Origin of the sequence: Acidovorax sp. T1, assembly GCF_002176815.1 — a bacterium.
Classification (GTDB): Bacteria; Pseudomonadota; Gammaproteobacteria; order Burkholderiales; family Burkholderiaceae_C; genus Acidovorax.
Window position 1 is genome coordinate 114,295 of the sequence record NZ_CP021648.1, and the last position, 20,890, is coordinate 135,184.

Here is a 20,890-nt window from a genome sequence, read left to right on the forward strand (position 1 = left end):
TGCCGCGACGATGGCGGCCATGACAGACATCACCATCGACACCGCCGCCCTGGCCCACCTGCAAACCTGGCAGGGCCAAAGCGAAACCCTGAGCGACACCCTCACGGCAGCGCCCGTGGACGCCCTGTCGGCCACGCTGGACAGGGACGACCCGGCGCCCGCTGCCGGCACCGCACTGCCGCCGCTGTGGCACTGGCTGTATTTTTTGCCGCATGCCCGGCAAAGCGAGATCGGCCCCGACGGCCACCCCAAGCGCGGGGGCTTTTTGCCGCCCGTGCCGCTGCCGCGCCGCATGTGGGCGGGCGGGCGCCTGCGCTGGGAAATGCAGGGTGATGGCGCCAACCCGCTGCGCGTGGGCCAGCAGGTGCAGCGCACATCCACCATCCAGTCGGTCAAGCACAAGGCCGGGCGCACCGGCGAGCTGCTCTTTGTGCTGGTGGAGCACCAGTACCGCAATGCCCAGGGCCTGGCGCTGACCGAAGAGCACGACATTGTTTACCGCAGTGCCGCCCAGCCCGGCGACCCCGCACCCGCGCCGCAAAAGCCGCCACTGGACGGCCAGGCCGCCTGGTCGCGCACCATCGTGCCCGACGACGTGCTGCTGTTTCGCTACTCGGCGCTCACCTTCAACGGCCACCGCATTCACTATGACCGCAAGTACGTCACCGAGGTCGAGGGCTACCCCGGCCTGATCGTGCACGGCCCGCTGATCGCCACGCTGCTGCTGGACCTGCTGCGCCGCAGCCTGCCGGGCGCGCAGGTGCTCACGTTCGACTTCCGCGCAGTGCGCCCCACGTTCGACCTGCACCCGTTCAGCGTGCACGGCAAACCATCGGCCGACGGCAAGACCGTGGAGCTGTGGGCCCAGGACCACGAGGGGTTCCTCACCATGCAGGGCACGGCCACCTTGGCCTGAAAACTACCAAATCAATAGCTGCTCACGCTTGCTACATAAGCGCTAGAGCCCCAAAACACTTGAAATCCACCATGATTCACCAGCCCGACCAATACCAGGAAATCCGCGACGCCGTGCGCGCCCTCTGTGCCCAGTTCCCCGACGAATATTTCCGCAAAATCGATGAGGCCCGCGCCTACCCCGAGGAATTTGTCGATGCCCTGACCAAGGCCGGCTGGATGGCCGCGCTGATCCCGCAGGAATACGGCGGCTCGGGCCTGACCATGGCCGAGGCCTCGGTGATCATGGAAGAAATCAACCGCAGCGGCGGCAACTCCGGCGCCTGCCATGGCCAGATGTACGTGATGAACGCCATCGTGCGCAGCGGCTCGCAGGCGCAAAAAGAAAAGTACCTGCCCCAGATCGCTTCGGGCGCGTTGCGCATCCAGTCCATGGGCGTGACCGAGCCCACCACCGGCAGCGACACCACCAAGCTCAAGACCACGGCGGTGAAGAAGGATGGCCGCTGGGTCATCAACGGGCAAAAGGTCTGGATCTCGCGCATCCAGCACAGCGATTTGATGATTTTGCTGGCGCGCACCACGCCCGCCGACCAGGTGAAGAAGAAGTCCGATGGCCTGTCGTGCTTCCTGATCGACCTGCACCAGGCGATTGGCAACGGCCTGACGGTGCGGCCCATCCTGAACATGGTCAACCACGAGACCAACGAGCTGTTCTTCGACAACCTCGAAATCCCCGAGGACGCGCTGCTGGGCGAAGAAGGCAAGGGCTTCAAGACCCTGCTGGACGGCCTGAACGCCGAGCGCACCCTGATTGCCGCCGAGTGCATTGGCGATGGCTACTGGTTCATTGACCGCGCCGCCAAGTACGCGAACGAGCGCGTGGTGTTCAACCGCCCCATTGGCCAGAACCAGGGCGTGCAGTTCCCGATTGCCGATGCCTTCATCGAGCTGGAAGCCGCCAACCTGATGCGCTGGAAGGCCTGCGAGAAGATCGACGCCCACCAGAACGCGGGCGCCGAGGCCAACATGGCCAAGTACCTGGCCGCAAAGGCCAGCTGGGAGGCTGCCAACGTCTGCCTGCAGACCCACGGCGGCTTCGGCTTTGCCTGCGAGTACGACATCGAGCGCAAATTCCGCGAAACCCGCCTGTACCAGGTGGCGCCGATCTCGACCAACATGATCTACAGCTACGTGGCCGAGCACATCCTCGGTCTGCCGCGCTCTTTCTGAAATGAAGCACCCCCTGAGTCGCTGCGCGCCTTCCCCCTCTCTCGCTTCGCGGGAGGGGGACGACACCCTCGGTGCGGGGCGGCCCTTCCTCGGTGTCCCTGGGGTTGGGTTGTGCCAGTTGCATGCGCTGCGGGTGGTGCGAAGTGCCATGGAACACTAAGATGACAAAGCAAACTCTCAGGCCCCTCGACGGCATCACCGTCGTCTCGTTGGAACATGCGGTGGCCGCGCCTTTTTGCACGCGACAGCTGGCAGACCTGGGCGCGCGCGTCATCAAGGTCGAGCGGCCCGGCAGCGGCGACTTCGCGCGCGGCTATGACCAGCGGGTGAAGGGTCAGTCGTCCCACTTCACCTGGCTCAACCGCAACAAGGAAAGCCTGGCGCTCGATGTGAAGCAGCCGCAGGCCAAGGCCGCGCTGCTGCAGCTCTTGAAGACCGCCGATGTGCTGGTGCAAAACCTGGCGCCCGGCGCGGCCGCGCGCATGGGGCTGTCGTATGAAGCCCTGAAGGCGCACAACCCGAAGCTGATCGTGTGCGACATCAGCGGCTATGGCGCCGACGGGCCGTATCGCGACAAGAAGGCCTACGACCTGCTGATCCAGAGCGAGGCGGGGTTCCTGTCTGTGACGGGCACGCCCGAGACACCCTCCAAATCCGGCATCTCGGTGGCCGACATCGCTGCAGGCATGTATGCCTACACCAACATCCTGTCGGCCCTGCTGCTGCGCGGCAAGACGGGCGATGGCAGCCATATCGACGTGTCCATGCTCGAAGCCATGGGCGAGTGGATGGGCTACCCGATGTACTACGCCCACGATGGCGCCCCGCCGCCGCCGCGCACCGGCGCGTCGCACGCCAGCATCTATCCCTACGGACCGTTTGCAGCCGGCGACGGCAAGACGGTGATGCTGGGCCTGCAGAACGAGCGCGAATGGAAGGCCTTTTGCGACACCGTGCTGCAGCGCCCTGAGGTGGCCACGGACGCGCGCTTCTGTTCCAACGGCCAGCGCAACGCCCACCGCGACGCGTTGCAGGCGCTGATCTTGCAAGAGTTCTCCACGCTCAGCGCCGCCCAGGTCGTCGAGCGCCTGGAGGCCGCTGGCATTGCCAACGCCCGCGTCAACGACATGGCTGACCTGTGGGCACACCCGCAGCTGGCCGCGCGCCAGCGCTGGCGCACCGTGGGCACGCCTGCGGGCGCGGTGCCCGCGCTGTTGCCGCCGGGCGTGAACAGCGCGTTCGATTACCGCATGGACGCCGTGCCCGCCGTGGGCCAGCACAACGCCGCCATCCTGGCCGCGCTGGGCTGGAGCGCCGAGCAGATCGACGCACTGCAGGCCCCGCAATCTGTTTGAATCAAAAACCATAGCTGACAGCGCTTATCCCGCCTGCACTGGAGCCCAAAATGAAGCAAGAAACCCAAGCCGCCATCCACCCCCTGGCGCAGTTTGCCGCCACGCTGCTGTGGAGCGACGTGCCCGCGCCCGTACAGCGCCGCGCCGAAGACCTGTGGGTGGACTGGTTCGGCTCGGTGCTGGCCGGCTGCCGCGCGCGGCCCGTGGCCAGCATCACGCGCTTTGCGTTGTCGCAGGGCCCGGCCTCGGGCCCCAGCGAAGTCATCGGCCACGGCGTTACCAGCAGCCCCATGATGGCGGCGCTGACCAACGCTGCGGCCAGCCATGTGGCCGAGCAGGACGACGTGCACAACGGCTCGGTGTTCCACCCGGCGGCTGTGGTCTTCCCGCCCGCGCTGGCCGTGGCGCAGGCCATCGGCGCGAGCGGCGCGCAGCTCATGGCGGCCTGCGTGGCCGGCTACGAGGTGGGCATCCGCGTGGGCGAATTTTTGGGTCGCAGCCACTACAAGGTGTTCCACACCACGGCCACGGCCGGCACGCTGGCCGCCGCCGCCGCCGTGGGCCGCCTGCTGGAGCTGACGCCCGCGCAGATGCAGCACGCCTTTGGCTCGGCCGGCACGCAATCGGCCGGGCTGTGGGAGTTTTTGCGCACCGCAGCCGACAGCAAGCAGCTGCACACCGCGCACGCCGCCGCCGCAGGGCTGATGGCCGCGTATCTTGCCAAGGACGGTTTCACCGGCGCGCAAGACATCTTCACCGGCCCGCAGGGCCTGGCCGCCGGCATGTCGCAGGATTCCAACCCGGCCAGGCTGACCGACGGCCTCGGCACCCGCTGGGCCACGGCCGAGACATCGTTCAAATGGCATGCCTCGTGCCGCCACACGCACCCGGCCGCCGACGCGCTGCAACAGGTGATGCGCGAGCACGGCCTGGCGCCCGCCGACATCGCGCAGGTCACCTGCCATGTGCACCAAGGCGCCATCGACGTGCTGGGGCCGGTGGTCTCGCCCAGCACGGTGCACCAGTCCAAGTTTTCCATGGGCACGGTGTTGGCACTGGCCGCGCGCTTTGGCCATGCGGGTTTGACCGAATTCGACGCGCAGTTCCTGGCCCCCGACACGGTGGCCTTGCGCGAGAAGGTGCGCATGGAGCTGGACGCCGAGGTCGACGCCGCCTACCCGCAGCGCTGGATCGGCAAGGTCACCGTGCAGACGACCGACGGCCGCACGCTGCACGGCCGGGTGGACGAGCCCAAGGGCGACCCCGGCAACACACTGTCGCGCGAGGAAATCACCGCCAAGGCGCTGCGCCTGGCGGCTTATGGCGGCGCGGTGCCTGCCGCGCAGGCCGACGCCGCCGTGCAGCGCCTGTGGCAGGTGCAGGATTGGCCGCGCACGCAGCACCTGCTGGGCCTGTAAGCTACGAAGGGCGCTGGCCAGGCGCCCGTTCATCACAAACCACAAACAGGAGACAGACCCCCATGACAGCACGCTTCATCCCGATTTCCCGCCGCACCGTTGCCGGCTCCATCGCTGCCGCCTGCGCCACGCTGGCACTGTGCGGCAACGCCCTGGCCAACACCTGGCCCGAAAAGACCGTCACCCTGGTCGTACCCTACAGCGCTGGCGGCCCTACCGACGTGGTGGCGCGCCTGCTGGCGGTGCCCATGGGCCAGTCGCTGGGCCAGACGGTGGTGGTGGAAAACACGGTGGGCGCGGGCGGCACGCTGGCGCCCGCGCGCATCGCCCGCTCCAAACCCGACGGCTACACCATCCTGATCCATCACATGGGCATGGCCACGGCCCCGGCGCTCTACAAGAAGCTGCCTTATGACCCGCTCAAGGACTTCGAGTACGTCGGCCAGGTGCTGGACGTGCCCATGACCCTGCTGTCGCGCAAGGACTTTCCGGCGAACAACTTCCAGGAGCTGCAGGACTACGTGAAGAAGAACCAGGACAAGGTGTCGCTGGCCAACGCCGGCATTGGCGCCGTGTCGCAGCTGTGCGGCATGCTGTTCATGCACCAGCTGGGCGTGAAGCTGACCACCATCCCCTACAAAGGTGCTGGCCCAGCCATGAACGACCTGATGGGCGGGCAGGTGGACCTGCTGTGCGACCAGACCACGCAGACCGCGCCCGTGATCCAGGACGGCAAGCGCGCCAAGGTGTTTGGCGTGACCACGCCGCAGCGCCTGTCGTCCATGCCCAATATCCCCACGCTGGATGAGCAGGGCCTCAAAGGCTTCGACGTGAAGGTGTGGCACGGCATGTACGCTCCCAAGGGCACGCCCAAAGACGTGATGGCCAAGCTCAACAAGGCGTTGAACGTGGCGATCAAGGACGAGAACGTGAAAAAGCGCATTGCTGAGTTGAGCTCCGATCTCGTCTCGCCCGACAAGGCCACCCCTGAGGGGCTGCGCAAGCACCTGGAGGCCGAGGTGGCGCGCTGGGACAAGGTCATCAAGGCTGCGGGCGTATCGGCCGAATAAGGAAAGCATCCATGTCCGATCTGGTGCAGCAGGCCTGCTCTTTTCTTTTCGTGCCGGCCACCCAGCCCGAGCGCTTGCCCAAGGCCCTGGCCAGCGGCGCCGACCTGGTGATCGCCGACTGGGAGGACGCCGTGGCTCCCGCCGACAAGGAGCGTGCCCGCACCGCCCTGGCCGAGGCCGTGGCCGCGCTGGAAGGCGCGGCGCGTGCGCGCCTGCTGGTGCGCATCAACAGCGAGGGTTCGCCCTGGTTCGCCGCTGACCTGCAGGCCCTGGCACAGCTCACGGGGCAGGGCCTGGCTGGCGCCGTGGTGCCCAAGGCAGAGCACGCGCAAACGCTGCAGGCCGTGGGCCAGGCCGCCGGGCCGCAGGCCGCGCTGGTGCCGCTGGTCGAGAGCGTGGCTGGCCTGGCCGCCGCCGATGCCCTGGCGGCAGCGCCGCAGGTGGTGCGCCTGGCCTTCGGGCACCTGGACTTCCAGGTCGATGCCGGCATGGCCTGTGGTGAAAGCGAGGAAGAACTGCTGCCCGTGCGCATGGCCCTGGTGCTGGCTTCGCGCCGCGCGGGCCGTGCCGCTCCCATCGACGGCGTCACCGTGGACACGCGCAACCCCGAGCGCATGGCCCACGATGCCGAGCGCGCGCGGCGCATGGGCTTTGGCGGCAAGCTGTGCATCCACCCGGCGCAGGTGCCGGTGCTGCATGCCGCCTTTGACCCCGACGAGGCTGCGGTAGCCCACGCGCTGCGTGTTCAGCAGGCGCTGCAGCAGGCCGGTGGCGGCGTCTGCGTGCTGGATGGCCGCATGGTGGATGCACCGGTGCTGGCGCAGGCGCAGCAAACCTTGCTGCGCCACGCGCGGGCGCAGCAGCGCCTTGCGTCCCGCTGAAGTTGGAGCCGTTCTCCCAGGGCTTCCTGGATCGTGAACGCGTTCTGACGCAGCAATGCTGCTGGCCAAAGTCGCCTGTCTGGCGTTGGCCTCGCGGGCGTTCCGGCTTCTGGCGGCGTCGCCGCTGTTCAGGCAACGCTGAACGCACCTCAGGCGAAGAACGCCGTGACGGGCCTTCTACCCAGCGTCGCCTAGAGCGCTGGACGCTGGCGCCACACGGCCTGCGCTCCCGCCTGGCCCAGGCTTTCCATGACTGCCTGCGTGTGCGTACCCGGCACGCAGGCCTCGCCCGGCTCGTAGGCCGCGCCGTCAAAGCGCGGCGCCGGTGCGGCCTGCAGCACGCCCTGGTGCTCGGCGTACACGCCGCGCGCCTGCATATGCGGGTGCGCTGCCGCCTCTACTGGGCTGAGCACGGCGCCAAAGCAGGCATCGGTGGGCTCCAGCAGCGCCTGCCAGTGCGCGCGCGGCTGGGCCAGAAACAGGGCCGCGAGGCGCGAGCGGCGCTTGGGCCAGGCCGCCTTGTCCCACTGGGGGCCGGTGAAATCCGGGTCGTCGGCCAGCCCCAGAACCTCCAGCAGCAAGGCATGGAACTGCGGCTCGATGGCGCCCACGGTGATGTGCTGGCCATCGGCGCAGACATAGGTGTCGTAGAACGGCGCGCTGTCGTGGATGCTCTGGCCGCGCACATCGGCCACCAGGCCGCTTTGGCGCGCGCTGAGCATCAGATTCAGCATGTGGGCCGAGCCGTCCACGATGGCTGCGTCCACCACCGTGCCGCGGCCCGTGGCGCGCGCCTGCACGATGCCCGACAGCAGCCCCGTCATCAGGTACATGGCCCCACCGCCGATATCGCCCAGCACGGCAAAGGGCGACACGGGCCGCGCGTCAAAGGGGCTGCAGCCCCACAGCGCGCCACTGACGGCGGCATAGTTGGTGTCGTGCCCGGCACGCGGCGCCAACGGCCCGCTCTGGCCCCAGCCGGTCATGCGTCCGTACACCAGGCGGGGGTTGAGCGCCAAGCAATCCTCGGGGCCCAGGCCCAGGCGCTCCATCACGCCGGGGCGCATGCCTTCGATGAGCGCATCGGCCTCGGCCACCAGCGCCAGCACCAGCTGGCGGCCTTTCTCGGTCTTGAGGTCGGCGAATACCGAGCGCTTGCCCCGGTTGAGCAGCGGGCCCGTGGTCGCCTGGCTCTTGGCCTCGCGCACCACGGAAATCACATCGGCCCCCAGGTCGGCCAGGTGCATGGCACAAAACGGCCCCGGGCCCAGGCCACCAATCTCCAGCACACGTACGCTGTCCAGAACCTTCACGATGTCTCCTTGGGTTGTGTTTTGTGTGTTGCTGGTGAGAGCGCGTCAAGACAGGCCTGAGGCCCCGAGCACGCTCTCGACCGACCGCACCAGCGTGCGCAGGCGCGGGCCCACTTCGGTTTCCAGCTTGCCGCACAGCGGGCTGTAGATGGGCAGCGTCACCGCAAACACCCACAGCTCGCCGTCCTGCGGCCGGGACATGGCCACCGCGATCGACTCCAGCTCGCGGTGCAGGTCGCCGTGGCTGCGGCAAAAGCCGTGCTCTGCCAGGTCGCGGCGCGCGTCGCCCAGCCGCTGATCCAGCCAGGTGGCGCGCTGCGGGTCGGCGGCGCGCAGGTCGCGCAGGTAGGCCTCGCGTTCCTCATCGGGCAGGCCCAGCAGATAGGCGCGGCCCGACGCGGTGCGCGGCAGCGAGGTGTGCACGCCCACCTCGGGCCGGAAGACGGGGTTGCCCAGGCTGTTGGCCTGCTCCACCAGGCACAGCTCGCGCCGAAAACCCACGGCCAGCTGCACCTGCCCCTCGGTCAGGTCGGCCACATCATCGCTGCCGGCTTTATCCCCGTAGACGACGATACGCCCGCAAAATTTGCCCGAGCGTGGGCAGAGGAGGCCCCGATCTGGGGGCGCCTGCTGCAGGCCGCAGGCGTGCAGCCCAGCTGAGGCGCTCTGCGTCATGCTCTCACGCCCCGGCTGCTGCCGGGGCGCGTGCAATCAGTTTGAAGCTGCCGGTGGCCAGGGCCACCAGGGTACCGTCCTCGGCGCGCACCTCGCCACGGGCAAAACTGATGGATCGCCCGCGCCGCTCGCAACGCGCGGTGGCGATCAGATCCCCGCGGCCCGCGGCGACGTAGTGCAGCGTCAGGTCGATGGTGGCCACGCCATAGGCGGCGGGGTCATGGGCGCGCGCAGCCGCAGCCAGCGTGCAATCAAGCAAGGTGGCGATCGAGCCACCATGCACCTCTCCGCGGCTGTTGGCCTGTTCTGCCTGAAAGCCCATGCGCACCTGGGCCATGTCGTTGCCAATGCGCTCGCCGCGCAGCGCCATGGCGCGCGCCATGGCCATGGGCAGGCCGAAGAACATGTCGGGTGCCTCGCCAGTGAAGGGGCTCAGGGGAATGTCGGGGGTGCTGGACTGGTTTGTCATGGTTGCATGCGAAAGAAAATTACGCGGAAGAACTGTACTGCGCGCGCGGCACTGCGGTGGACGTGACTGGCCGCCTGGCAACGCGCAAACCACCTATTCGTTTGCCTTGTCTGCCATCACCGCGAAGGTGGGGAGCCGCCGTTGGCGGACGCGCAGGTCTTTGCCGTGTGCAAACACTGGCATTCTTGTGCTCGTGGGGATCCAGCGCCCCACCTTCAGACGTTCATCTGCGCGGCAAGGAAGATGAAGCACCCGCCACGCGCCTCACGGGGCCACGGTGGCCTGCAGGTACTGCTCGCGCAGCGTGCGCTTGAGCACCTTGCCGATCTCGCTGCGCGGCAGGCGCTCGGCCAGCCGCAGGTCGGCCACGCGCTGGGTCTTGCCCACGCGGGCGTTGAGCCAGTCGCGCAGCTCTTGCGCGGCGGCTTGCGTGCCGGGCCGCGCCACCACGCAGGCCACGGGGGTTTCGCCCCATTGCTCGGAGGGCACGCCCACCACGGCGCACTCGGCCACCTGGGGGTGCTGGCACAGCACGGCCTCGATGTCGCTCGGATAGACGTTGAAGCCACCCGTGATGATCATGTCCTTCTTGCGGTCGCCCAGCACGATGAAGCCGTCCGCATCCAGGCGACCTACGTCGCCGCTGCGGATGTAGCGCTGCCCTTGCGCGTCAAACCACTCGGCCTCGCGCGTCTTGTCGGGCAGGCGGTAGTAGCCGCTCATCATTCCGGCCGAGCGGCCGACGATCTCGCCCTGCTCACCGGGCGGCAGCTCGCGCCCCTGCTCGTCGATGAAGCGGATGTCGGCGCCCTCGCCGGGGCGGCCCACGGTGTGCAGCTTGTGGGGGTGGTCGTGGCAGTGCAGCTCGCAGCGCACGCCGCCCTCGGTCATGCCGTAATACTCGATGAGCCGGCCCGGCCAACGCTGCAGTACCTCGGTCTTGAGTGCGGCGCTGAACGGCGCGCTGGTGCAAAACTTGTGCTGCAGCCGGCCCAGGTTCGCGCGGTCAAATTCGGGGCAGGCCATCAGGCGCTGGTATTGCACGGGCACCAGCATGGTGTGGGTGGCGCCGTGCTGCTGTGCCAGCGCCAGGTAATGTGTTGCGTCGAACCTGCGCATCAGCACCAGCGTGCCGCCCAGTGCCAGCGTGGGCAGCGCCGCCACCAGCGTGGTGTTGGAGTACAGCGGCGTGGCGCACAGCGAGACGGCATCGGGCCCGTAGCCGTTGGTGACCGCGCGCTTTACATGCGCCCAGCGCATGGCCCAGGACTGCACGATGCCCTTGGGCACGCCCGTGGTGCCAGATGAATAGATCACGTTGAACGGCCAATCGGGCTGCGGCGCGATGGGCGCAGGCGCCGCATCGCCCGAGGCCAGCCATTGCGACCAGGGCTCGCCGGCCTCGGGCGCATCGTCCAGGGCCACGCAGCGCAGTGTGGAGCCCGCATGCAACGGCCATTGCGCGGCCACCTCGCGGTCGCGCAGTACCAGGCGCGCGCCGCAGTTGTCCAGCATCGCGCTCAGGTGCTCGGCCGTGGACGACGGCGCCAGCGGTGCCACGGCCACGCCGGCGCGAAGCGCGCCGAGGTAGGCCAGCACATACTCGACCGAAGTGCCGGCGCAGATCGCCACCACATCGCCAGGGCCGAAGCCGCCCTGCTGCAGGCTGCGGGCCACCCGGTCCATGCCCGCGCGCAGCGCGGCGTAGTCGAGGCTCTGTGCACCAAGGACCAGGGCGGTATGGCGGGGGCGGTGCGCGGCCTGCTGCGCAATCAGCTCGGGCAGCGAGCCGAAGGGCTGGGAAAGCAGTTGTTCGATGTCTGGGTGCATGGAATCGGGATCGCAGTGAAAGGCTTTAGACGTGCGCGCGCCCGTCTTGCCGGGGTTATTCGAGGGACAGACCCGCCGCCTTGACGATCTGGGCCCAGCTCTTGCGCTCTTGGGCGATGAAGGTGTCGTATTCGGCCGGGGTCTCGCCGCCCGGAACGCCGCCCAGATCGGCAAAGCGCTGGCGCACCTCGGGCGTCTGCATGGCCTTGCGCGCGGACTGCTGCAGGCGATTGACCAGCGCATCGGGCGTGCCGGCGGGCGCCAGCAGGCCAAACCATGCCGTCACCTGCATGTGCACGCCGGCCTCGGTCATGGTGGGCACGTCAGGCAGCTGCGCCGCGCGCGTGCCGCTGGTGATGGCCAGCGCCCGGAACTTGCCCGACTTGATGTGCGGCATGGAGCTGGGCAGGTTGTCGATCATGAAATCCACCTGCTGCCCCAGCAGCGCCGTCACGGCCGGGGCCGCACCGGGGAAAGGCACCAGGGTCACGTCAATGCCGGCCTTCTGGCGAAACATTTCCGAGGACATGTGGGGCGACTGGCCCACGCCCGAGGTGGACACGTTCAGTCGACGCGTCTTCGCCAGGCCCACCAGCTCCTGCACGCTGCGCACGGGCGAATCAGCATGGACCACCAGGATGTTGGGCACCGAGATCACGTTGGTGATGCCGCGCAGGTCGCTTTCCTTGTAGCTGAGCTGCTTGTACAGGCTGAAATTGATGGCCACCGGGCCGATGTTGCCCATCAGCAGCGTGTAGCCGTCGGGCTTGGCGCGCGCTACGTGCGCCGTACCGATGCTGCCGCCGCCACCGCCCTTGTTCTCGACGACGATGGAGGTGCCCAGGTCCTTGCCCATCCTCTCTGCCAGCACGCGCGCCGCAATGTCGGTGGTGCCGCCGGCTGCGGCCGGCACGACCATGGTGATGGGGCGTTCGGGCCAGTCGGCCCAGGCGGCCAGGGGCAGGGTGGCCATGGCAGCCAGCATGCAGCGTCGAAAAATCATCGGGACTCCTTGGGGGGGCGTCTTGGCCTCGGCGAGGCCTGCGGCGCAGGAGTCCAACGATAGCCAGACCCACCCCGATCCGCACCTAGGGTTTGGGAGCGAATGGCTTTGCCATTGGCAAAGCCCCGCTTTCGCACGCGCAAAGCAGCGGCATGGTGCGGGCAGAAAAAAGGGCGGCCCATGGTGGGCCGCCCTTTTTTGGCAAGCGCCGCAATCTTCAGGGGTACAGACCGCGCATTTCGCGCGCATGCAGGATGCGCTGGCAGGCCACGATGAAGGTGGCCGTGCGCAGGCTCACCTGGTGCTGCTGGGCCACCTGCCAGATGCCGGCAAAAGCCTCTTGCATGATGCGCACCAGGCGCGCGTTGATCTCGTCCTCGCTCCAGAAGAAGCTGGAGAAGTCCTGCACCCATTCAAAGTAGCTCACCGTCACGCCGCCCGCGTTGGCGATCACGTCGGGCAGCACCAGCACGCCCTTGTCGTGCAGGATGTCGTCGGCCTCGGTGGTGGTGGGGCCGTTGGCGCCCTCGATCACCATCCTGGCCTTGATCTTGCCCGCGTTGTCCTTGGTGATCTGGCCTTCCAGCGCCGCCGGGATCAGGATCTCGCAGTCCACCGCCCAGAAGTCCTCATTGGCCAGGGCTTCGGCGCCGGCAAAGCCGCCCACGCCGCCGCGCGCCTTCACATGGGCCAGCAGCGCTGGCACATCGAGGCCGTTGCTGTTGACGATGGTGCCGGTGTGGTCCTGTACGGCCACCACCTTGGCGCCGGCTTCGGCAAACAGCTTGGCCGCCGTGCCGCCCACGTTGCCAAAGCCTTGCACGGCCAGGCGGGCGCCTTCGATGGGCAGGCCGGTCAGCCTGGCGGCTTCCACGCCCACGGTGTACACGCCGCGGCCGGTGGCCTCGACGCGGCCCAGCGAGCCGCCCAGGTCCACTGGCTTGCCGGTGACCACGCCGGTGGCGGTGGCGCCGGTGTTCATCGAATAGGTGTCCATCATCCAGGCCATGATCTGGCCGTTGGTGTTCACATCAGGCGCAGGGATGTCCTTGGAGGGGCCGATCAGCAGGCCGATCTCGCTGGTGTAGCGGCGCGTCAGGCGCTCCAGCTCACCCAGCGAGAGCTTCTTGGGATCGACACGGATGCCGCCCTTGGCACCGCCGTAGGGCACGTTCACCGCCGCGTTCTTGACCGACATCCAGGCCGACAGGGCCATCACTTCCGACAGCGTCACGTCCTGGTGAAAGCGCACGCCGCCCTTGCCGGGGCCACGGCTGAGGTTGTGCTGCACGCGGTAGCCTTCGTAGTGGGCGATGGTGCCGTTGTCCAGCTCGATCGGCACGTCCACGATCAGGATGCGCTTGGGGCGCTTGAGCGTCTCCACCCAGCGCGCCAGGCTGCCCAGGTAGGGCGTGACGCGGTCCACCTGCTGCAGGTAGTTGCCCCAGGGGCCGAGGTGGTTGGGGTCCAGGTACGACGGCAGGGTGTGGGTGGCGCTGGCGGGCGTTCCGGTGGGGTGTGACATGGAGGGTTCCTTGTGGGATCAGTTCAGGGGATGAAGCTTATGCCTGTGCCGCCGGGCTGTCCAAGGCCGGTGTTTCACGGGGTTATGCATTGTTTGCATGATGGGCCGGTCTCCGCGGGTGCGTCGGTTGCTCACTAAAAGATAGCTGTCAGCGCTTGCCATTCGGGCGCTACAGGCCTGAATGGCATCCAATCTGCTCACTCCACCGTGAAATGCTCCAGCGCCGGGTCGCCGGGCGGGTATTTCAGGCCCAGGTTCTGCAGCACCTCGCGCAGCACGGTGGCGATCATCAGGTTGCGGTGCGTCTTGGAGTTGGCCGGCACGATGGTCCAGGGCGCCCAGGGGGTGTGCGTGGCCGACAGCAGCGTTTCGTAGGCCTTTTGGTAATCGGCCCACTGCTTGCGCACGGCGATGTCGCCCATGTCGAATTTCCAGTGCTTGGCGGGGTCGTCCAGGCGCTCCTGCAGTCGCTCGCGCTGCTCGTCGTAGCCGATGTGCAGCATGAACTTGACGATGACCGTGCCGGTCTCGCTGAGCAGGCGCTCGAAGTCGTTGATGTGGGCCAGGCGCTGGCGGTGCTGCTCGGGCGTGATCCAGTCGTTGACCACCGGCACCAGCACGTCTTCGTAGTGGCTGCGGTTGAACACCGTCAGCTCGCCGGCGCCCGGCACCTGCTGGTGGATGCGCCACAGGTAGTCGTGCGCGCGCTCGGGCTCGGTGGGCGCCTTCCAGCCCACGGCGTGCACACCCAGGGCGCTCATGCTGCCAAACACGCCGCGCACGGTGCCGTCCTTGCCCGAGGCATCGGTGCCCTGCAGTATCACCAGTAGCTTGTAGCGCCGGTCGGCGTACAGCAGGTTTTGCAGTGCGTCGAGTTCAATGGCCAGGGCCTGCACATCTTCTTTGCCCTGCGCCTTTTCGCCGTCCATGAACGGCGTGGCGTCAGGGTCGAAATCCTTCAGCGAGACCGGTCTGGGGCCGGAGCCATTGGCCGGCCGGGGTTGCCACGCGGCCCAGCGCTTGGCCAGGGCCTTGTCGTTGGTTTGAAAGGGGGATTTGCTCATGGGTGTTTTTTGGGGGGTTGTCATCCAGGTGGGGTTGCCAGCTTGGCGCAATGTGGCGGGTGGGTCAATGCGCGGTTTCCGCAGAAGGGCGGGCCCATTTGCTATAGATAATATAGCTATTGGCGCTTGATGAATAAGCGCTACAGGCACTTTTGTTTCAAATTACGCCGCCGCACCCGATGCACCCTGCTGCGCAATCAGCTGCACGAAACGCCGCGCGCCCAGGCCCAGCGGGCGCTCCTTGGACCAGACCACGTCCACCCACAGCGCCACGCCGTTGCTGAGGTTCTCGAACGGCATCTCCACCAGCGAGCCCGCCGCGATGCGCGGCTGCACCAGCGCGCGCGGCTGCCAGCCCCAGCCCAGACCGGCCTCGATCAGGCCCAGCGCGGCCAGGTGGTTGTCGGTGCGCCAGTGGTGGCGGGCAAACACAAAGCGCGGGTCGGTCTGCGCCAGATCGCGGCTGGCCACCACGATCTGGCGCGTGGTGGTGAGGTGCTCCTCGCGCAGCTGCGCGCGCTCGGGTGCTTCGCCCCGCGCCGCTGCGGCGGCGCGCGCGGCGGCCAGCACCGGGTGCTGACGGGCCATCACGGCCACCAGGGTTTCGCTGCCCACCTCCTGGAACCCCTCGCGCCCGTCGATGCTGGGGCGCTCGAACACCAGCGCCAGCTGCGCGCGCCCGCTGTGCAGCAGGGCCAGGGCATCCTCTTGCGGCGCGGCCAGCACCTCTGCCTGCAGCAGCGGGTATTCGTGCGCCAGCGTGGCCAGCGGGCCGCTCCAGCGCGCGGCCAGCAGCTCGGGGGCAATGGCCAGCGTCAGGCGCTCTTCCAGCCCTTGCGTTAGCGCCAGCGCCTGGGCGTTGAGCTGCTGCAGCTGCCCGGCCAGCAGCCGGGCCTGGGGCTCCAGCGCGCGCGCGGCGGCGGTGGGGCGGGGCTCGCGGCCGCTGCGGTCGAACAAGGGCACGTTCAGCTCGGCTTCGAGGTGGGCGATGGTCATGCTCACGGCCGAAGGCACCCGCGACAGCGCCCGCGCGGCCGCCGAAAACGAGCCCCGGTCCAGCACGGCCAAAAACACCTGCACGCTGTCGGAAGAAAAAGCCATGGCCTCAATTATCAGAAAAACTGAAACAAGCTGACTTTATGTATCAGCAATGCACACATAAAGTCGCCCCATGCCCTCTCGCCCGACTTCTCTCGCCCTTCCCCGCAAGCCAGCCCTCAGCCTGCAGGGCCCGTGGCGCCGCGTGCTTTTCGTCACGCTGTATGAGTTGATCGCCATCGTGGTGGCAACCTATGGGCTTGCGGTGCTCACGGGTCAAAGCGCGGCACATTCAAGCGTGGCTTCTGTGGTGGCCTCGGCCATTGCCGTGCTGTGGAATGTGCTGTTCAACTGGGCGTTTGAGCGCTGGGAATCGCGCCAGGCCGTGCGCGGGCGCAGCGTGCGCCGCCGCATCGCCCACGCCATCGGCTTCGAGGGCGGGCTGGTGTTCACGCTGGTGCCGCTGTTCGCTTGGTGGTTCAACGTGAGTCTGTGGCAGGCCTTCGTGATGGACCTCGCGCTCATCGTCTTTTTTCTTTGCTACACCTTTGTCTTCAACTGGGTGTTTGACCGCGTGTTTGGCCTGCCTGCATCGGCACAGGGTGCGGTGAATTCGCAATCCGTGGTGTCTTAGCAAGTGCTATATAAAAAAGAGCTGCCAGCGCTTGTATATCTAGCGCTGGCAGCTCTTTTTGTTAAAAATTCAAGGTCAGACCTGCAATAGCTGCCCCGCAATGGCGGCTGCGGCTGTGCGCGTCTCCACCCCCAGCTTTTCAAAGATGTGCTCCAGGTGCTTGTTCACCGTGCGCGGGCTCATGCCCAGGATGTCGGCGATGTCCCGGTTGGTCTTGCCCTTGCTCAGCCAGGACAGCACCTCGGTCTCGCGCGGGGTCAGTGCGACCTGCTGCAGGTAGCGTGGAGCGGTTGCCTCGGGGGTGGTGTGGCTCAGTAGCAGCATGGATTCGGCCAAGCCGCTTGCGCCCAGGTGGCGGGCCAGCAACTGGCGGCCATCGGTCAGCGCCAGGGTCTGGTCGCCCGTGGCTTGCGCGCGCACCAGCCATGCAGTTGCTGCCACGCTGGGGGCGGGGTCGGCGCCAAATGCGGCTTCCAGCCAGCGCAATGCCTGGGGTGAGCGCCACGCAACGCGGCCCTGGCCGTCCAGGACCACCACACCTAACCCGGCTACGTCTACCGCTTCGCGTGCGAGCCGCGTGGCCTGGGCGTTGCGCACATGGGTGGCCAGCCGGGCTAGCACTTCGGGAATGCGCAGGGGCTTGACCACGTAGTCCACCCCTCCACAGGCAAAGCCCTGCAGGATCTGCTCGGTGTCGGACAGCCCGGTCATGAACACCACGGGCACATGCGACCAGGGCGGCGTGGCCTTGAGCTGGCGGCACAGCGCAAAGCCGTCCATGCCGGGCATCACGGCGTCCAGCAGGACACCGTCGGGTACGGTCAGGTCAAAGCGCTGCAGGGCTTCTTCGGCGTCTCGCGCGGCCAGCACGGCGTAGCCTTCGGCAGCCAGGGCATCGCACAACATGCGCAGGGTGTCGAGCGCGTCGTCCACCACCAGGATGACGCGCTGGCAGTTCTGCTGGGTGGTGGGATAAGTGGTGGGCTCACTGCTGTGCTGGCCCGTGTGGGGTTCGTCGGTCATGGGGTTCCCTCTTCGGGCTCGCGCAGGTGGCGGACCAGGGTTTCAAAGTCAAAGCGGTCGGCACTGGCCTGCAGCAGTGCCAGCATGGCAGCGTGGCCCGGCAGTTCGCTGCGGGCGCGCCGCAGTCGCTCGCGCAGTGCGGCGGCCTGGCCGGACCGCGCCAGCCGGGTCAGGTCTTCGCGCAGTTCGTCGGGCAAGGTGGCCAGGGTGCCGTTCGGGTTCGCGGGGTCGGTGGCGGGCTCGGGGCTAAGCGCCAGCGGGGTGTTGTCACGCACCCATTCCAGCTGCAGCGCGAGCTCCAGTGCCTGCAGCAGTTCGGACTCGATCACCGGTTTGCCTACAAAGCCCTGGCACTGCTGCGCCGCCAGCCGGGTGGCCTCGTGCTCGAACAGATTGGCAGACACGAACACGATGGGCAACTCGGACGCCGGACGCAGTTCGCGCAATAGCGTGGCGGTTTGCCAGCCGTCCAGGTCGTCCATGGTGATATCGAGCAGCACCAGGTCGGGAGGTTCCTGGCGCACGATCTCCAGGCATTCGCGCCCGCTCGCGGCCTCGCGCACCACAAAACCCAGGGGTACCAGCAGGCCAGCCAGCAATTGGCGCTGCAGGGGCTGGTCGTCCACCACCAACAGCGTGCGCCGCGGCGCCAGGTAGCCAATCACGGCGCGCAGCGTGGCCCGGCTGGGCGTGGTCCAGGCCGGGTCCACCGCAATGCTGGGCAGATACAACCGTACGGTGAACGTGCTGCCCTGGCCGGGGGTGCTGGTCAGCGTGAGCTGACCGCCCATCAGTTCGGTGAGCAGGTGCGTGATGGTGAGGCCCAAACCTGTGCCTGCCTCGCTGGCCCGGCGCCCGGCGCTGCCCCGCTCAAACGGCACAAAGATGCGTTCCATATCCTGGGGCTCGATGCCGATGCCGGTGTCAATGACTTCGATGCGCGAGACATGCGGGCGAAAGTCCATGCGCAGCCTCACCTCGCCGCGCTCGGTAAACCGCACCGCGTTGGACAGCAGGTTGATAAGGATCTGCCGCAGCCGCTTGGCGTCGGCACGTATCCACCCGGGCATGGTGCCGAGCGTCTCCACCACAAAGTGAAGGCCTTTGGCATGGGCCTGCGGACGGAGCATGGCTTCGATGTTCTCGATCAGCTCGGGCAGCGGAAGCGGTGCCATGTCCAGCCGCAGACGGCCCGCTTCAATGCGCGCCAGCTCCAGCGACCCATCAATGAGTGCATGCATGTGCTGGCCGCTGTGTTGCATGGTGGATAGCATCTCGCGTATCCAGCCTTCGGTATGCGGGTTTTTGAGCAGGATCTGTGTGTAGCCCAGGATGCTGTTGAGCGGCGAACGCAGCTCGTGCGTCATGCCTGCCACATAGCGTGTCTTGGCTTGGTTGGCCGACTCGGCCCGGTCCTTGGCGGCCTGCAGCTCGGCATCGGTACGTTTGTGGGCCTCGATCTCCTGCAGCAGCAGCTGCGTCTGCCGCTCCGATTCATCTTGTGCCATGCGCCGGCTGTCGGTACTTAGCACCACCCACCAGGCACACACGGCGGCCAGCAGCATCAGCAAAGAGAACACTTTGAGGAATGGCATCTGCAGCACCTGCTCGGACGCCGGGGTTTGCAGGCTCTCCTGCACATACACCACCCCCACCAGAAATGCCATCACCGCGCACAGCGACACCATCACCATCAAGTACTGTCCCAGGCGGAAGTTCACCTTGCTGGCCCAGCGCTGCGGCAGCAAAATCATCACCACGCTGCGTAACTGGTCGGCCGCGCGCGAGCCGGTCTTGCAGCGGTCGTGGCAGCGCGATTCGAGCGAGCAGCACAGCGAGCAGATGGGCGCGGCATAGGCGGGGCAGCGCGCCATGTCTTCGGATTCGAACTGGTTCTCACACACGGCGCAGCGCACGATCTCGCCGGGCTGCCACTCATTGCCCGGCGCACGCGCCAGGTAGTAGCGGCCCTTCGTCAGCCAGGCCAGCAGCGGTGCCAGCGCCATCGACAGCACCAGCGCGATGAAGGGCGAAAAAGCAGCAGCCTCTTCGCCCAGAAGGCCCGCGTAGGCACCGCAGGCCACCGTGGCAGCCAGCAGCATGGCACCCAGGCCCACGGGGTTGAAGTCATACAGGTGGGCGCGTCGAAATTCGATGCCCTTGGGGGACAAGCCCAGTGGCTTGTTGATGACCAGATCCGCCACCAGTGCGCCCACCCATGCAATGGCCACGTTGCTGTACACCGCCAGCACTTTCTCCAGCGCGCCAAACACGCCCAGCGTCATCAGTAGCGTGGCAATCAACACGTTGAACACCAACCACACCACACGCCCCGGGTGGCTGCGCGTGACGCGTGCGAAAAAGTTGGACCACGCCAGCGAGCCCGCATACGCGTTGGTGAGATTGATCTTGATCTGCGAAATCACCACAAACACCACCGTCACGGCCACGGCCAGCCCTGGTAAGCCCAAAGCCTGCATGACCTGGTGGAACCCGGCCAGGAACATCTGCGTGGGCTCGGCCGCGCGCTGAGCGTCCACCTCGAACTGAAGTGCGGCGAATGCCAGAAAGGCGCCGCCCGCCATCTTGAGCATGCCCATGATGATCCATCCGGGGCCTGCTACCAGCACGGCGCCCCACCAGCGCAGGCGGTTGGCGGGCGTACGCTCGGGCAAAAAGCGCAAAAAGTCCACCTGCTCGCCTATCTGTACCACCAGCGAAAAGATTACCGCAGCCGCTGCACCGAACATGAGCGGGTCGAACTGGCTGCTGCCGCTTTTGAGGCCCGAGAGTCCTGCAAAGTCGCGGTACAGCTGCGGTTGGGCCAGCGCAATCCACACAAAAGGCAGCAGCAGCAAGAACAGCCACAGCGGCTGCGTCCAAGCCTGCAGGCGCGAGATCAGCGTGATGCCGCGCATGGCCAGAGGCAGGATTACCAGCGACGAGACGATGTAACACCACTCCAGCGGCCAGTCCACCACCATCTGCAGTGCCAGCGCCATGATGGCCGCCTCCAGCGCAAAGAAGATGAAGGTGAACACCGCATAGATCAGCGATGTGATGGTGGAGCCCAGGTAGCCAAAGCCCGCTCCACGCGTGAGCAGGTCCATGTCAAGGCCGTAGCGTGCGGCGTAGTAGGCAATGGGCAGGCCGGTCAGAAAGATCAGCAACCCCACGGTGAGGATCGCCCACATGGCGTTGCTGAAGCCGTAGTTCAGTGCAATCGCTCCACCAATGGCCTCCAGTGCCAGGAACGACAGCGAACCGAACGCCGTGTTGGCCACGCGCAACTCGCTCCATCGCCGAAAGCTCTTGGGCGTGTAGCGCAGCGCGTAGTCCTCCATGGTCTCGTCGGCCACCCACGCGTTGTACTCACGTCGGAACCGGAAGATGGTTTGTGGCGCGGGCTGGGCGTCTGGTGGGAGCGGTAGGGCCATGCGCAGG

Annotated in this window: 17 protein-coding genes; 7 read left to right on the forward strand and 10 right to left on the reverse strand. The window is 67.2% G+C overall.

The window, feature by feature from the left end; all coding sequences use genetic code 11:
- Positions 1-10 precede the first annotated feature (10 nt).
- The 6 genes from CCX87_RS00510 to CCX87_RS00535 all read left to right on the forward strand — a co-directional run bounded on the left by CCX87_RS00510 (position 11) and on the right by CCX87_RS00535 (position 6,872).
- On the forward strand, positions 11-916 hold the full coding sequence (locus tag CCX87_RS00510; protein WP_087742963.1) for an FAS1-like dehydratase domain-containing protein: 906 nt from the start codon (positions 11-13) through the stop codon (positions 914-916).
- Between the two features lie 71 nt (positions 917-987).
- Positions 988-2,148, forward strand: coding sequence for an acyl-CoA dehydrogenase family protein (locus CCX87_RS00515; protein ID WP_087748097.1), 1,161 nt, complete (start codon positions 988-990; stop codon positions 2,146-2,148).
- Between the two features lie 161 nt (positions 2,149-2,309).
- The gene (locus CCX87_RS00520) at positions 2,310-3,503 is read left to right on the forward strand and encodes a CaiB/BaiF CoA transferase family protein (protein WP_087742964.1); all 1,194 of its coding nucleotides are present in this window, start codon (positions 2,310-2,312) and stop codon (positions 3,501-3,503) included.
- Positions 3,504-3,553: 50 nt separating this feature from the next.
- Positions 3,554-4,921: an MmgE/PrpD family protein gene (locus tag CCX87_RS00525; protein WP_087742965.1), complete on the forward strand. Its 1,368-nt coding sequence runs from the start codon at positions 3,554-3,556 to the stop codon at positions 4,919-4,921.
- A 62-nt stretch (positions 4,922-4,983) separates the two neighbouring features.
- The gene (locus CCX87_RS00530; protein WP_087742966.1) at positions 4,984-5,991 is read left to right on the forward strand and encodes a tripartite tricarboxylate transporter substrate binding protein BugD; all 1,008 of its coding nucleotides are present in this window, start codon (positions 4,984-4,986) and stop codon (positions 5,989-5,991) included.
- 11 nt (positions 5,992-6,002) lie between these two features.
- A complete protein-coding gene (locus CCX87_RS00535) occupies positions 6,003-6,872 on the forward strand; it encodes an HpcH/HpaI aldolase/citrate lyase family protein (RefSeq protein WP_087742967.1) in 870 nt (289 codons plus the stop codon).
- 191 nt (positions 6,873-7,063) lie between these two features.
- On the opposite strand, the gene CCX87_RS00540 is transcribed toward CCX87_RS00535, so the two are convergent.
- From CCX87_RS00540 to CCX87_RS00575, 8 genes are all read right to left on the reverse strand, one after another.
- Positions 7,064-8,185, reverse strand: a complete 1,122-nt coding sequence (locus CCX87_RS00540; protein WP_087742968.1) for a CaiB/BaiF CoA transferase family protein — start codon at positions 8,183-8,185, stop codon at positions 7,064-7,066.
- 45 nt (positions 8,186-8,230) lie between these two features.
- Positions 8,231-8,860 (reverse strand): IclR family transcriptional regulator domain-containing protein, encoded by a 630-nt coding sequence (locus CCX87_RS00545; protein ID WP_232476449.1) that lies wholly within the window; start codon positions 8,858-8,860, stop codon positions 8,231-8,233.
- A gap of 4 nt (positions 8,861-8,864) precedes the next feature.
- Entirely contained in the window at positions 8,865-9,329 is a 465-nt protein-coding gene (locus CCX87_RS00550; RefSeq protein WP_087742969.1) for a PaaI family thioesterase, read from the reverse strand.
- Between the two features lie 264 nt (positions 9,330-9,593).
- Positions 9,594-11,159, reverse strand: a complete 1,566-nt coding sequence (locus CCX87_RS00555) for a class I adenylate-forming enzyme family protein (RefSeq protein ID WP_087742970.1) — start codon at positions 11,157-11,159, stop codon at positions 9,594-9,596.
- Positions 11,160-11,214: 55 nt separating this feature from the next.
- Positions 11,215-12,162 (reverse strand): Bug family tripartite tricarboxylate transporter substrate binding protein, encoded by a 948-nt coding sequence (locus tag CCX87_RS00560; protein WP_087742971.1) that lies wholly within the window; start codon positions 12,160-12,162, stop codon positions 11,215-11,217.
- Between the two features lie 217 nt (positions 12,163-12,379).
- A complete protein-coding gene (locus tag CCX87_RS00565) occupies positions 12,380-13,687 on the reverse strand; it encodes a Glu/Leu/Phe/Val family dehydrogenase (protein WP_087742972.1) in 1,308 nt (435 codons plus the stop codon).
- Between the two features lie 197 nt (positions 13,688-13,884).
- Positions 13,885-14,751: a PPK2 family polyphosphate kinase gene (locus tag CCX87_RS00570; protein ID WP_087748098.1), complete on the reverse strand. Its 867-nt coding sequence runs from the start codon at positions 14,749-14,751 to the stop codon at positions 13,885-13,887.
- A 162-nt stretch (positions 14,752-14,913) separates the two neighbouring features.
- Positions 14,914-15,852: a LysR family transcriptional regulator gene (locus CCX87_RS00575; protein WP_087742973.1), complete on the reverse strand. Its 939-nt coding sequence runs from the start codon at positions 15,850-15,852 to the stop codon at positions 14,914-14,916.
- 121 nt (positions 15,853-15,973) lie between these two features.
- On the opposite strand from CCX87_RS00575, the gene CCX87_RS00580 reads away from it, so the two are divergent.
- Positions 15,974-16,423 (forward strand): PACE efflux transporter, encoded by a 450-nt coding sequence (locus CCX87_RS00580; RefSeq protein WP_143218394.1) that lies wholly within the window; start codon positions 15,974-15,976, stop codon positions 16,421-16,423.
- Between the two features lie 75 nt (positions 16,424-16,498).
- Here the strand turns inward: CCX87_RS00580 and CCX87_RS00585 are convergent, their stop codons facing one another.
- The gene (locus CCX87_RS00585; RefSeq protein ID WP_232476450.1) at positions 16,499-17,446 is read right to left on the reverse strand and encodes a response regulator transcription factor; all 948 of its coding nucleotides are present in this window, start codon (positions 17,444-17,446) and stop codon (positions 16,499-16,501) included.
- Positions 17,443-20,883 carry a hybrid sensor histidine kinase/response regulator gene (locus tag CCX87_RS00590; RefSeq protein WP_087742975.1) on the reverse strand — a complete coding sequence of 1,147 codons (3,441 nt, stop codon included), beginning with the start codon at positions 20,881-20,883 and terminating at the stop codon, positions 17,443-17,445. The genes CCX87_RS00585 and CCX87_RS00590 overlap by 4 nt, the downstream gene beginning before the upstream one ends.
- Positions 20,884-20,890 lie beyond the last annotated feature (7 nt).